Here is a 13762-nt window from a genome sequence, read left to right on the forward strand (position 1 = left end):
CGATGAATCGCCAATGAGCGCGCGCCGTGATCGGCAGTCGCGATCGGCACGATGCGCAGAAGCAATGCCGGCAGCACATCGGATCGGCGACAATGGTGCCCATGCTCGACGCACCCGATACCGCCGTGCTGGCGGTCAACCTAGGCACGCCCGAGACGCCGACGGCTCCCGCCGTACGCCGTTACCTGGCTGAATTCCTGTCCGACCCCCGCGTGGTCTCGATTCCGGCGCTGCTGTGGCAGCCGCTGCTGCGCGGGCTCATCCTGCCGCTGCGCAGCAGCCGCTCGGCCGCCAAGTACGCCCAGGTGTGGCTGCCCGAGGGCTCCCCGCTGATGGTCTACACCCGCCAGCTGGCGCAGGCCATGCAGGCCGAGCTGCCGCAGCTGCGCGTGCGCCACGCCATGCGCTACGGCGAGCCGGCGCTGGCCCGCGAACTGGACCGCTTGGTCAGCGAGGGTGTGCGCCGCATCGCGGTGCTGCCGCTGTACCCGCAGTACTCGACCACCACCACTGCCTCGGTGGAAGACCGGGTGGCCGACTGGCAGCGCCGCAACCCCGGCGTGCATATCAGCCTGGTGCAGGACTACGCCATCGACCCGCAGTGGGTGGCCGCGGTCGCCGCGTCCATCCGCGCCTACTGGGACACGCATGGCCGCGGACAGACGCTGATGTTTTCCTTCCACGGCATTCCGCAGCGCCTGGCCGACGCCGGCGACCCGTATCCGCAGCGCTGCGAAGCCAGCGCCGCCGCCATTGCCGCCGCCTTGGGGCTGGGCGCGGACGACTGGCAGTTGGGCTACCAGTCGCGCTTCGGTCGCGAACGCTGGCTGCAGCCCTATGCCGAACCGCGCCTATGGGAGCTGGCCGAGGCCGGGGTGAAGACGATCGATGTGGTCTGCCCGGGCTTCGCTACCGATTGCCTGGAAACCCTGGAAGAGGTGGCCATGGGCTTTACCGAAACCCTGGCCGAGCGTGGCGCGCAGATGCGCTACATCCCCTGCCTGAACGCCAGCGTCGACCACGCCCGCGCCCTGGCCCGGCTGGCCACGGCTGCGCTGGCATGAGCCTGCAACCGTTCGAACTGCACGTGGCCGGCGCGCGCGTGGCCGGCCTGCGCCAGGCAGGCCCCGGCCCCCGCGTGCTGGCCCTGCATGGCTGGCTGGACAATGCGGCCAGCTTCGTCCCGCTGGCCGCACACCTGCCGCAGCTGGATCTGGTGGCCATCGATCTGCCAGGTCACGGCCACAGTGCGCACCTGCCGCCCGGCGCGCCCTATACCACCCCGGCCGCCATCACCCACGTGCTGGACGTGGCCGATGCGCTGGGCTGGGATCACTTCACCCTGATCGGCCACTCCATGGGTGCCGGCATCGCCAGCCTGACCGCAGCCGTCAGCGAACGCGTGCAGCGCCTGGTGGCCATCGAGGCCTTGGGCGGACTGCGCGGACCGGAAGAAGAAACGGCCGAACGCCTGCGCGACCATGTGCGGGCCAGCCGTGCGCTGGCGCGCAAGCAGTTGCGGGTGTTCGCCGACCTGGCCGCACCGGTGCGCGCACGCATGATGGCCAACCAGCTCAGCGAGGGCTGCGCGCGCCTGCTGGTGGAGCGTGGCGTGGAAGCCGTGGAAGGCGGTTATCGCTGGTGCAGCGATCCGCGCCTGATGCTGCCCACCGCCATCCGTCTCAGCGAAGGGCAGATCGACAACCTGCTGCAGGCCATTGCCTGCCCCACCCAGGTGATCTACGCCACGCCGGCGCAGTCGTACTACCCCGAGCCGATGCGCAGCGAGCGCCTGCAGCACCTGCGCGACGGGCGCCTGGCCGTGTTCGCCGGCAACCATCACCTGCACATGGAACACCCCGCGCAGATCGCCGCGGTCATCAACGCCTTCCTCGGCGAGCCCAACGCCGGCTGACCCGGTGCATGCCGTTGCGCTTCACTGCGCGTAGCGGCAGCCGATAGAACAGTTGCGGGCCTTCTCGCCCGCACTCCGCCTGCCCACCCGGGCCGGCGGCCTGTCCGGTTCTGCAAGGAAGCACGCATGTCTGCACTGCTGCACCGTCATCCACAGGATGTGGCCACGGTGTTCCTGTTCCGCGCCATCCGAGGCGCCACCTCCCCCTTTCCTGCCCTGCCGTGACCACGCATGTACGCGTGCCGCTCGGCCGGGCCGTTGCTGTTCGTTGAACCAGGAGTTGCCGATGTCTGCCGTACCCCCACCCCCGCGCGCGCAGAAACCTGCCCGCCCCCCGTATCTGCACGCGCTGGCGCGCCGCGCCGATCATCGCCTGCTGCTGCTCAGTGCCGCCCTGGCGGTGACCGGTGTGGCCCTGGCGTGGCGCGGTTCACCGCTGCTGGCGGCGATCATCGCGGCGGCGTGGCTGCCGTCGCTGCTGCTGGCCACGCGCTTTGCGGGCCAACCGGTCGCGCGCAACGGGCTGGCGGTGCTGTTGTCGCTGCAGGTCGCTGCCGTATGTGCGTCCATCGGTGTGGCCCCGGCGTTGCCGCAGTGCGTGCTGCTGGCGTGCCTGTTGGCCTACCGCGACCGTGGCCCGCTGTGGTCGGCCGGCGTGGCGGGCGCGCTTTGCGCGATGGTGCCTGCCCTGCAGGCAGGTGCATGGTTGCCGGCACTGCCGCAGGCCGTGCTGGTCGCCGCAGCGGCCGTAATGATGGGCCAGGCCGCACAGCGCCTGCGCCAGCAGACCGAGGCACTGGGGCACGGTCCACGCCGCCTGGCCGCGCTGGCGCGTGATATCGCCACCGGCGCCGACCTTGCCGCGCATGCCAACACGCAGGACTACCTGCCCGGCACCCTGGCCCATGCGCTGGCCGATACCGCGCGCCACGTGCAGGCGCAGCGCAGCCGCGACACGGCCCTGCACGCCGAGAACGCGCAGATCCGCCAGGCGCTGGACGCCTCGCGCACGTCGATGATGATCGCCGACAACGATCACGTGATCCGCTACGTGAACCGCTCGGTGGTGGCCCTGCTGCGCAACCAGCAGGCCACGCTGCGCGAAGCCTTCCCGGATTTCGACGCCGAACGACTGGTAGGCACCAGCATCCACCGCTTCCATGCCAACCCCGATCGCATCCGCGCCATCCTCGATGGCCTGCAGGTGGCGCACAACGGCAAGGTCCGCATCGGACCCGTGCACTTCGCCCAGGTCGTCACCCCCGTCTTCGATGCGCAGGGCACGCGCCTGGGCTTCGCGGTGGAATGGCACGACCGCACCCACGAGCTGCTGCTTGAGAACGCGGTGGCCGACATCGTCAGCGCCGCGGCCGCCGGCGATCTCGACCAGCGTCTGCGCCCTGCCGAAGGCGCCAGCTTCCTGGACGGGCTGACCGGTGGCATCAACCAGTTGCTGGAAACGGTCGGCAGCACGGTGGAAGAGGTGCGGCAGATGCTGGCGGCGCTGGCCCAGGGCGATCTGGACCGGCGCATGCACGGCGACTACCAGGGCGCGTTTGCCGCCATCGCCCGTGACGCCAACGCCACCGCGCAGCAGCTTTCCTCCATGGTCGGCCACATCCAGCAGTGCGCCGCGGCCATCAGCACCGCGGCCAGCGAGATTGCCGCCGGCAACGGCGCACTGTCCGAGCGCAGCGAGCGGCAGGCGGCGCATCTGCAGGAAACGGCGGCGTCCATGGAAGAACTCACCGCCACGGTGCGACAGAACGCGAGCCACGCGCGGCAGGCCAGCGAACTGGCCTCGTCCACCCAGGGCGTTGCCAGCGAAGGGGACCGCGCCATGCAACGCGTGGTCGACACCATGCAGGCGATCGAAGCGGCTTCGCGGCGGATCGGCGACATTACCGGGGTGATCGACGGCATTGCCTTCCAGACCAACATCCTGGCCTTGAACGCGGCCGTGGAGGCCGCACGCGCCGGCGAGCAGGGGCGTGGCTTCGCCGTTGTCGCCAGCGAGGTCCGCGTGCTGGCCCAGCGCTCGGCCTCGGCCGCCCACGAGATCAAGGCATTGATCGATGAAGCCGGCCGCGAGGTGGGCGAAGGCGCGCAACTGGTTGCCGACGCCGGGCGGCGCATGCAGGGCATTGTCAGTGGCGTGCAGGATGTCAGCCAGTTGATGCAGGAGATCTCCGGTGCATCGCAGGAGCAGTCCAGCGGCATCGAGCAGATCAACCAGACGGTGGTGCAGATGGACCAGGCCACGCAGCAGAACGCCGCGCTGGTGGAAGAAGCCACGGCGGCGGCCCGCGAACTGCAGGCCCAGGCCGGCGCGTTGAGCGCCGCCGTGGCGGTGTTCCACCGCGATCGCGAACCGGCGTTGATTGACTGAGGCAAGGCCGGGGGCGCGCCCCGCGCGCCCCTGGTAGGTGCCAACCTTGGTTGGCACTCGCTCTGTTCTGGTGGGTGCCAACCTTGGTTGGCACTGCTTTCCATCCACGCATGGCGTGGATCTACCGGGGTCAGCTCTGGTGGGTGCCAACCTTGGTTGGCACGTCTATCCGCCGGGCATGGCCCGGCGCTACCCATCCACGATCAGTCGAGCAAGCTCGACTCTACGGTAGGCGCCAACCTTGGTTGGCAGGTCTTTCCATCCACGCGTGGCGTGGATCTACCGGGCGCTTGGTTTCGCGCAAAGAAAAAACCCCGCTGCGTGAGCAGCGGGGTTTTCGGGAGTAAACCCTGGCGATGACCTACTCTCGCATGGCTTGAGCCACACTACCATCGGCGCAGCTGCGTTTCACTTCCGAGTTCGGGATGGGATCGGGTGGTTCCACAGCGCTAATTTCACCAGGGAGGCTTTCTTGCTTTAAAACAATTAATAGTTGCTTGATCAAACGTCTGCAAGATGGACAATCATCCTTCCTGCAGGCGCCTTCACAAGATACCTGCGCATACTTTCAAAGATCAGGGGAAGTGGCCTCAGCGCCATTCCCGTGTGCCGCGAAGTTTCCTTCGTAGCGAGCCGCCCATTATAGCCGGCTTTTCCGCTTCGTCAACACCTTTTTTCAAGGCCGCCTCACCGGAGTGGACGTTGTTGCCGATGCCGCTTCGTCGTTGGGCCCGAGGGCCTTTCGTCGTTGCGAGCCGCCTATTATGCCGGACTTTTTCAGTCCGTCAACACCTTCGTTCGATCATCTCGTCCGGCGGTGGTGGCGTTGCTGGTCGCGTGCCGTTTCCGAAGAAGTGGCGCGCTGCAGCAAGGGAGCGAATTCTAGAGATCCTGCAGGATTCGTCAACCCTTTTCTTTCATCCTGATGACAGCCGTGCGCTCGCGTTGCGCACACCGCGCTACTGGCGCTATGTATGCAGGGATGGATACCGAACACACCGCACCGGCTGCATCGCCGCACTCGCCCTGGTGGCGCGATCTCTCCTTCCCTGCCGTGGTGGCAGGCTTCATTACGGTGCTGGTGGGATTTGCCAGCTCTGCGGTGATCGTGTTCCAGGCCGCGCAGGCGGTCGGTGCCGACCAGGCGCAGATCGCCTCGTGGATGTGGGCACTGGGTCTGGGCATGGGCGTGACCTGCATCGGCCTGTCGCTGCGCTACCGGGTGCCCGTGGTGACCGCATGGTCGACCCCCGGTGCAGCGATGCTGGTGGTGGGTGCAGGTGGGGCTTCGCTCTCTGAAGCCACCGGCGCCTTCCTGCTGGCCGCCGTGCTGGGCATGGTGGCGGGCTTCTCCGGTGTGTTCGCCCGGTTGATGCAGCGGGTGCCGATGGCGCTGGCCGCCGGCATGCTGGCCGGCGTGCTGCTGCGCTTCGGGTTGGATGTGTTCGTGGCGATGAACACCCAGGTGGTGCTGGCCCTGGCCATGTTCGCCACATGGCTGGCCGGGCGCCGGCTGTTCCCGCGCTATGCAGTGATCGCCACGCTGCTGGTGGGCATCGCGCTGGCTGCCAGTCGTGGCCTGCTGCATGCGCAGGCGGTACACCTGCAGTTGGCCACCCCGCAGTGGGTCACGCCTTCCCTGTCCTGGTCGGCGGTGGCCGGCATCGCCCTGCCCCTGTTCATGGTCACCATGGCATCGCAGAACATTCCCGGGGTGGCGGTGATGCGCGCCTCGGGCTACCAGGCACCGGTGTCCCCGCTGATCGGCTGGATCGGGGTGGTCAACACGCTGCTGGCCCCCTTCGGTGCCTATGCACTGAACCTGGCTGCCATCACCGCGGCCATCTGCATGGGCCGCGATGCGCACGAGAACCCGGCCCGGCGCTATACCGCGGCCATGGCCGCCGGTGCGTTCTACATCGTCATCGGGCTGTTCGGCGCGACGGTGGCCGCCCTGTTTGCCGCCTTCCCGCGCGAGCTGGTGGCCTGCGTGGCCGGCATCGCCCTGTTCGGCACCATCGGCAACAGCCTGGCCAGTGCGCTGGCGGTGGAGCGCGACCGCGAAGCCGCGCTGGTCACCTTCCTGGTCACCGCCTCGGGCGTCACCCTGGCCGGCATTGGTTCGGCGTTCTGGGGGCTGGTGGCCGGTGCGCTGTGTCTGCTGGTGCTGCGGCCGCGCCGCACCCCTTGAACGGGATCGGCCGTTGCCGGACCGCCCGGCAACGGACCTCGGGGACGGCGCTTACAGCGGCGACACCGACACCGTCTGCACCAGTACGTGGCGGCCCTTGGGCGCCACGGTCACCACGTCGGGGCCGGCGTTGGCCGCTTCCAGGCACACATACTCGCGCCAGCCCTCTCCCACGTCGGCCATCTTCGCGGCCGCTTCGGCACCGGGATTCCACGCCACCAGCGAGCGGCTGCCCTCGGTCTGCAGCTGGATGCGGCGCTTCAGCACCGGGTCACGCAGCACGTAACGCCCGCCGGCCGGGCTGTAGATGCGATCGCTACGGCCGGGATCGCGCGGGTCACGCAGCGACCAGGGCCCTTGCTGGCGGCGGGTCTGGGCATAGTTCTCGAACTTGTCCTGGTAATCCGCGCCGTCCACGCCATCGACCTCCACGCGGGTGGCATCGCCCACGCGGAAGTAGTTGTGCAGTGCCTGGGTAAAGCTGACCGGCGTGCTGCCGGTATTTTCGGTGACCAGTTGCTGGCGCAGCTCGCGCCCCACGCGCACGGTCATGGACAGCCGCAGGCCCAGGTCCTGCAGCGCCGGCGGCACCAGGGTCAGTTCGATGCTGCCATCGTCCAGCCGCCGCGCCTGCTGCAGTTCCCATGGCAGGGTGCGCACGAAACCATGCGCGGGCACGTCGTTGCCCTGCCCTTGCCGCCCGAAGTACGGCCAGCAGACCGGGCTGCCGCCACGGATGGGCGTGGGCAGCGCCGCACGCTGCGGCGACAGCCACATCACGTCGGTCTGGCCCTTCGGGATGAACGACAGCAGCTGACCACCGAACACGCTGATGGCCGCCGTCGCGAAGGGGGTTTCCACCAGCCAGGCATCGAGTCCCTGGAACTGGCCACTGCTGACACCCTGTATCTGTTGCACGCTGGAACGACTCCGTAGGGCCGGCGACTGCGCGGCGCTGTAGTTGGCGGGAAGACTGAAGCGGCTGGGCACCGTGGGGGTGCGCGGCTCGGCCTGCAGGGCACGCAGGATACGTTGCCCGGCGCGGCCATCGGCGGTGGCCCAGCCCAGCCGGCGCTGTTCGCTCTGGATGGCGCGGCGGCTGGCGGTACCGATCATGCCATCGGCGCTGCCGATGTCGTGCCCGCGTGCCAACAACAGGGTCTGCAGCTGGCGACGTTCATCGCGGCCCAGGCCGGGATCATCGGTGGGCCAAGCCGTGACCAGACCGGCCCCGCCACGCAGGCGATCGGCCAGGGTGGCGATGGCCAGCGCGTAGCTCTCGGCCGCGTTGTAGCTGTAGATCGCATCGTAGTTGCGGAACACCAGCAGCGCCGGCCCTTTCACCCCGGCTGGCAGCAGCAGGGCCGCACGCGCATCGGCGGGCAGGCCTGCCGGGGCCAGTGCGCTGCCATCCAGTGCGGTGACGCCTGCCGCGCGCCAGTCCGCCAGCGGCCGGCGCTGGGTGCGACCGGCCTGCGTGGCCTTGAAGCCCTCGGGGACGCGGACCTCGATGCCCCACGGTTCGCCGGTGCGCCAGCCGGCGCGCTGCAGATAGTTTGCGGTGGACGCCAGCGCATCGGGAATGCTGCCGACCAGATCGCGGCGACCGTCGCCATCGCCATCCACGGCAATGCGCGCATAGGTACTGGGCATGAACTGGGTGTGGCCGAAGGCGCCTGCCCATGAACCGGTCAGGCCCTGGGCCTGCAGATCGCCCTGGTCGATCAGCTTGAGCAGCGCCAGCAGTTCACCACGGAAGAACGGTTGGCGGCGGCCGGCGCAGGACAAGGTCGCCAGCGACTGCAGCAGCGGCCGCTTGCCGAACACGCGGCCGTAGTCACTTTCCACGCCCCACACCGCGACGATCGTGGCGGCATCCACGCCGTACTGCGCCGAAATCTTCTGCAGCAGGTCACGGTGCTGCTGCAGGCGCGCGCGGCCGTCGTCCACCCGCTGGCGATCGACCAGGGCCGCCAGGTAATCCCAGATGGGCGTGGTGAATTCCGGTTGCGCGTCCAGCAGTGGCAGCACGCTGGGGTCTGGCTGCAGGCCAGCGGTGAGCGCGCTGAAGCGATCGGCGGCGATACCCTGGCGACCCGCGCTGACCTGCAGCTGCTGCATGCAGGCGGCAAACGCCGGATCGGTGGCGGGCGCAGCGGGCAGCGGCGCAGGTGTGGCCAGGGCGGCGGCCAGGCCGAGCGTGGTCATCAAGGGCATGGCGTCCTCCGTGTTGCCGTTACTTGGCCATGGTAACGCGCCGCCGGCGGACAGCGCCCGGCGCTGCCGTCACTGGGCGCTGGCGCGCAGCAGGCGCAGGCCGTACGCCGGGTCGGATGCATTCCAGTGGGCAACGGCCTCCAGGCCGGCCTGCTGCAGCAGGTGGTCGAAACTGGCATCGGTGTACTTGTGGCTGTACTCGACCCGGATGGGTTCACCTGCCTGGAAGTGGAACGTGCGGCCATCCAGATGCACGTCCTGCTCGCACTGGCTGACCAGATCTGTCTCGATGCGCAGGCGGGCGGTGCTGTAGCGCGCCTGGTGGCGGAAACCCTGCAGATCGAAGTCACTGCCGACTTCGCGGTTCAGGCGGGTCAGCAGGTTCAGGGTGAAGGCGGCGGTGATGCCGTCGGCGTCGTTGTAGGCGGCTTCGATCAATGCCGGGTCCTTGTGCAGATCGATGCCGATCAGTGCCAGGCCGTCCGCGCCCATGGTCTGGCGCATGGCACGCAGCAGGGCGATCGCATCATCGCCGGCAAAGTTGCCCAGGGTCGAGCCGGGGAAGAACACCAGCCGCCGCGCCGCCGGGCAGGTCGGCAGCGGCACCTGCACCGGGCGGGTGAAATCGGCGCAGACCGGCAACATTTCCACGTGCGGCAATGCCGGGGCGAGCAGCTCGATGCTGGACAGCAGGGCTGCGCGCGAGATCTCGATGGGGGTATAGGCCACCGGCTGGTGCAGTGCATCCAGCAGGCGTGCGGTCTTGCGGCCACTGCCACTGCCCAGTTCGACCACGTGCGCGTGCGGGCCCACCCGCCGCGCGATGTCGGGCAGCACCTGGTCCAGCAGCGCCAGTTCGGTGCGCGTGGGGTAGTACTCGGGGGTGTGGGTGATGCGTTCGAACAGACGCGAGCCGTGCGCATCGTAGAAGTACTTGGACGGCAGCTGTCGCTGCGCCCGCGAGAGGCCGGCCACGGCATCGGCAAGCAGCTGCTGGCGGCCGGGGGTGAGATCGGTCAGCGCCTGCAGCGCGTCCTGTACGGTACTCATGGAAGATCCTTGGCCAGGCGCAGGCCGGAAAACTGCCAACGCGCCGGTGGCATGAAGAAGTTGCGGTAGCTGGCACGCACATGGCCGCGCGGGGTGGCGCAGCTGCCGCCGCGCAGTACCCACTGCCCGCACATGAACTTGCCGTTGTATTCGCCCAGGTTTCCGGCGAAGGGACGGAAGCCGGGATAGGCGCCGTAGGCGCTGCTGGTCCATTCCCACACATCGCCGAACAGCTGGCGCAGGCCGCTGCCCTGCCCCGCGTACGGATGCAGGCGGTCATCGTCGGCGAAGTGACCGACCGCTGGCTGCGACGCCGCCGCAGCTTCCCATTCGAATTCGGTGGGCAGGCGTGCGCCATGCCAGCGGGCACAGGCATCGGCTTCGTAATAGCTGAGATGGCAGACCGGTGCATGCGGGTCGAGCGCGCGCCAGCCGCCAAGCGTGTACTCCTGCTGCAGATCGTCGTGCCAGTACAGCGGGTGCTGCCAGCCCTCGCTTTCGCACAGCGCCCAGCCTTCGCTCAGCCACAACTGCGGCTCGCGATAGCCGCCGGCCTCGATGAAGGCGCGGTATTCGGCGTTGCTGACGGGACGGTCGGCCAGCGCATGGGCGGGCAGCAGCACCCGATGCGGCGGCGATTCGTTGTCGTAGGCAAACGCGGCCTGCCGTGGCCAGGGCGCTGCGCCGATGCCCACGATGCTTTCCTCGCGTGCGATCCAGGCCTGTGCCGTCTGCACGCTGGCCACGGCCGCCAGCGACGCATCGTAGGGCGGCTGCAGTGGATTGCACCAGAACGCGTGCTTGATGTCGGTCAGCAGCAGTTCCTGGTGCTGCTGTTCGTGCTGCAGGCCCAGCTGCAGGTGCTGCAGGGCGTGCTCGCCGAGATCGCCATCGAGCAGGCGTGCCAGCACCTGTTCGTCCACGTGCTGGCGATAGTCCCGGACCTGCTGCAGCGAGGGCCGTGACAACAGGCCGCGACGGGGGCGCGCATGGGCCGGCCCCAGGGACTTGTAGTAACTGTTGAACAGGAAGTCCCAGGCGGGATCCCAGCACGCATGGCCCGGCAGGCTGGCCAGCACGAAACGTTCGAAGAACCAGGTGGTGTGGGCCAGGTGCCATTTGCTGGGGCTTGCATCGTCCATGCTCTGCAGCATTGCGTCTTCGGCGCTGAGCGGCGCGGCCAGCTGCAGGCTTCTCCCGCGGATACGGGCGAACTGGCGGGCAAGGTCACGCTGCGCGGCAGCGACGGCGGCAGGTGCGCTGTGCATGGGGCCAGCTTCGACCGTCGTGGGTGAGCGCCACGTCATGGCGTGCCAGCACCGCTTTCACAGGCTGCGTATTCAAGAAGCGCGCGGCAACGCCGCTAACGGCTTTGCCGCGGCCGCTTCGTGACCGCGCGGGAACCACGCTTGTCCGATCATCCGCTCCGCCAGCCTGCGCATTACCTGTTCGTGCTGCCCGCCCTGCTGGTTGCGCTGGTGCTGTGGGCCACTTTGGGCAACGAGGACGTGGCCCGTGCCGGGCAGCGCGTGCTGCCGTGGTTGCTGGCCTGCCTGGGCGCCGGACTGGCGCTGATGTACAACCAGGTGCGCACCCTGTGCCTGTTGCTGGTGGCGGCGGTGGTATTCAGCGTGCTGCACCCCGATGTGGCGCACTACCTGCGGCAGGGTCGTGTGAGTGCGCTGACACCGCTGCGCTTCCACGCCATTTCTGCCTGGCTGCCGCTGCTGTTCGCCACCCACGCGCTGTGGCCCGAGCGCGGGCGACGCCGCCAGGACCTGCTGCTGCGCGCGATCGCCAGCGGCACCGTGCTGGCCATCTTCATCCTGCTGGCCGCGCAACAGCCGCAGGGCATGCACGACCTGCTGTCCAACCGCCATTTCGAATGGGTGCCGCGCGATTGGAACGCGCTGGCGCAGCTGCCGGCGCTGCTGTTCCTGCTGGCCACGCTGGCGCTGGGCTGGCAGGCGTGGCGGCGGCCGCGGCCACTGCACACGGCCATGCTGCTGGCGCTGCTGTGCCTGTGGTGGATGCTGCCGCGCATCTACCTGCAACCGGCACTGCTGCCGGCGCTGAGCGTGGCGGCATTGCTGCTGTTGCTGGGCGCAACGCTGCAGGAATCCTTCCACATGGCGTTCCGCGATGAGCTGACCGGGTTGCCCGGGCGCCGTGCCTTCAACGAAACGCTGCGGCGCGCGGCCGGCACCTACAGCATCGCCATGGTCGATGTGGACCACTTCAAGAAGTTCAACGACACCCATGGCCACGACACCGGCGATGACGTGCTGAAGCTGGTGGCTTCGCGGCTGGCCCGGGTGGGCGATGGCGGCCGGGCCTTCCGCTACGGCGGCGAGGAATTCGCGGTGGTGTTCCTGGACCGGCCCGCCCAAGCCTGTGTCGAAGCGGTGGAAGCACTGCGACAGAACATCCAGGACAGCCGCATGCAGTTGCGCGACCGCCGCACCCGCAGCCGTGACGACACCGCCGGGCAGCAGCAGCGCGGGCGCGGTGGCGCCGGTGCCGTGGTGCAGGTGACGGTGAGCATCGGCCTGGCCGACAGCCGGGTGGACCCGCGCCCGGCCGGCGTGGTGAAGGCAGCCGACCAGGCCCTGTATGCCGCCAAGGAAGAAGGCCGCAACCGGGTCTGCGCGCATGGCGGCCAGCGTGTGCTGGCCGTCCGCGCCGGCTGAGCCTCAGACCGCGTCGAGGTAGTACCAGCGGCCGTCGATGCGCTGGAAACGGCTGTGCTCGGTCATTTTCACCGCGCTGCCGCCGCCGATGCGGTAGCGGGCGGTGAAGCGGACCTCGGCGGTGTCGGCGCCGGTGACGGTGTGTTCGTGCACGGTCAGGCCCAGCCAATGGGTACGCTGGCCGGGCGCATCGTCCAGCGACAGTTCGGCCGGACGGGTATCGGGGTGCCAGGTCTGGCGCAGGTACTCGGCCTGCTGGCGTACGTAGGCGCTGTAGCGCGACCGCATCAGGCGCTCGGCATCGGGCGCCGCTTCACCGGCATGGTAGCGGCCGCAGCACGCGGCGTAGGGCGCGGCCAGGCCGCAGGGGCAGGTTTCGGCAGGGCTGGGTTTCATGCCGGTATTGTCGCGCGGGCCGCCGCGGGCTTCCATCGGCAATGGGCGTATGCTGTCGCGCCCTGCTGCTGTGGTTGATGGCCGTGCTGGAGCTGATTCCCCCCGAACTGTGGTGGCTGGTGCTGATCGCCTTCATTGCCGGCCTGGTCGATGCGGCCGTGGGCGGCGGCGGCCTGGTGCAGCTGCCCGGCCTGTTCACGGTGCTGCCGCAGCAGACACCGGCCATGCTGTTTGGCACCAACAAGTTCAGCTCGATGTTCGGCACCGGTGCGGCCGCGTGGCGCTATGCGCGCAACGTGCGTTTCCCGTGGAAGCCGGTGCTGTTCGCGGCCGCCACGGCCTTCGTGTTTTCCTTTGCCGGTGCCACGGCGGTCAGCCTGTTGCCCAAGGACGCGGTGCGCCCGCTGGTGCTGGTGCTGCTGGTGGCGATGCTGGGCTATACGCTGTGGAAGAAGGACTTCGGCGCCCTGCACCGGCCGCAGGAGATCGGCCGCCGCGAGCTGGCGATCGCGCTGGCGATCGGCGCGGCCATCGGCTTCTACGACGGCTTCTTCGGGCCGGGCACGGGCAGCTTCCTGATCTTCCTGTTCGTTCGCTTCTTCGGCCTGGACTTCCTGCGCGCCTCGGCCGCATCGAAGGTGGTGAACCTGGCCACCAACGTGGCCGCGATCTCGTTCTTCATTCCCACCGGCAACATCCTGTGGCTGTTCGCGCTGCCGATGGCGGCGGCGAACATCATCGGTTCGGTGGTGGGCACGCGGCTGGCATTGAAGGGCGGCACGCCCTTCATCCGCAAGCTGTTCGTGGGCCTGGTGGTGGTGTTGATCGCGCGGATGGCGTGGGACACGTTCCGCGGCGCGTGAGCGCGACGCCATGACCCGGTAGGTGCCAACCTTGGTTGGCACGCTGTTTCT

Annotated in this window: 10 protein-coding genes and 1 rRNA gene; 6 read left to right on the plus strand and 5 right to left on the minus strand. The window is 68.9% G+C overall.

The window, feature by feature from the left end; genetic code table 11:
• The first annotated feature begins 101 nt into the window (after nt 1-101).
• The 3 genes from hemH (at nt 102) to C1931_RS19935 (ending at nt 4304) form a co-directional block, all read left to right on the plus strand.
• Nucleotides 102-1064, plus strand: coding sequence for a ferrochelatase (gene hemH, locus C1931_RS19925; RefSeq protein ID WP_108757824.1), 963 nt, complete (start codon nt 102-104; stop codon nt 1062-1064).
• Entirely contained in the window at nt 1061-1915 is an 855-nt protein-coding gene (locus tag C1931_RS19930; RefSeq protein ID WP_108757564.1) for an alpha/beta hydrolase, read from the plus strand. The genes hemH and C1931_RS19930 overlap by 4 nt, the downstream gene beginning before the upstream one ends.
• Nucleotides 1916-2201: 286 nt before the next feature.
• Nucleotides 2202-4304 carry a methyl-accepting chemotaxis protein gene (locus tag C1931_RS19935; protein ID WP_108757565.1) on the plus strand — a complete coding sequence of 701 codons (2103 nt, stop codon included), beginning with the start codon at nt 2202-2204 and terminating at the stop codon, nt 4302-4304.
• Between the two features lie 348 nt (nt 4305-4652).
• Here C1931_RS19935 and rrf read toward each other — a convergent pair.
• Nucleotides 4653-4767 (minus strand): 5S ribosomal RNA (gene rrf, locus C1931_RS19940).
• Nucleotides 4768-5286: 519 nt separating this feature from the next.
• On the opposite strand from rrf, the gene C1931_RS19945 reads away from it, so the two are divergent.
• A complete protein-coding gene (locus C1931_RS19945; protein WP_108757566.1) occupies nt 5287-6495 on the plus strand; it encodes a benzoate/H(+) symporter BenE family transporter in 1209 nt (402 codons plus the stop codon).
• 51 nt (nt 6496-6546) lie between these two features.
• Here C1931_RS19945 and C1931_RS19950 read toward each other — a convergent pair whose 3' ends face one another.
• The 3 genes from C1931_RS19950 to egtB all read right to left on the minus strand — a co-directional run bounded on the left by C1931_RS19950 (nt 6547) and on the right by egtB (nt 11030).
• Nucleotides 6547-8703: a lytic murein transglycosylase gene (locus C1931_RS19950; protein ID WP_108757567.1), complete on the minus strand. Its 2157-nt coding sequence runs from the start codon at nt 8701-8703 to the stop codon at nt 6547-6549.
• Between the two features lie 78 nt (nt 8704-8781).
• Entirely contained in the window at nt 8782-9762 is a 981-nt protein-coding gene (gene egtD, locus C1931_RS19955; RefSeq protein ID WP_108757568.1) for an L-histidine N(alpha)-methyltransferase, read from the minus strand.
• Nucleotides 9759-11030 (minus strand): ergothioneine biosynthesis protein EgtB, encoded by a 1272-nt coding sequence (gene egtB, locus C1931_RS19960; protein WP_108757569.1) that lies wholly within the window; start codon nt 11028-11030, stop codon nt 9759-9761. Before egtB ends, egtD begins: the two co-directional genes overlap by 4 nt.
• Before the next feature lie 141 nt (nt 11031-11171).
• On the opposite strand from egtB, the gene C1931_RS19965 reads away from it, so the two are divergent.
• Nucleotides 11172-12452, plus strand: coding sequence for a GGDEF domain-containing protein (locus tag C1931_RS19965; RefSeq protein WP_108757570.1), 1281 nt, complete (start codon nt 11172-11174; stop codon nt 12450-12452).
• 3 nt (nt 12453-12455) lie between these two features.
• On the opposite strand, the gene C1931_RS19970 is transcribed toward C1931_RS19965, so the two are convergent.
• Complete coding sequence (locus tag C1931_RS19970) at nt 12456-12848, minus strand: YchJ family metal-binding protein (protein ID WP_108757825.1); 393 nt, start codon at nt 12846-12848, stop codon at nt 12456-12458.
• Between the two features lie 83 nt (nt 12849-12931).
• On the opposite strand from C1931_RS19970, the gene C1931_RS19975 reads away from it, so the two are divergent.
• Nucleotides 12932-13711, plus strand: a complete 780-nt coding sequence (locus C1931_RS19975) for a sulfite exporter TauE/SafE family protein (RefSeq protein WP_108751672.1) — start codon at nt 12932-12934, stop codon at nt 13709-13711.
• Nucleotides 13712-13762: the final 51 nt, after the last annotated feature.

The organism is Stenotrophomonas sp. YAU14A_MKIMI4_1, from assembly GCF_003086855.1.
Taxonomy (GTDB): Bacteria; Pseudomonadota; Gammaproteobacteria; order Xanthomonadales; family Xanthomonadaceae; genus Stenotrophomonas.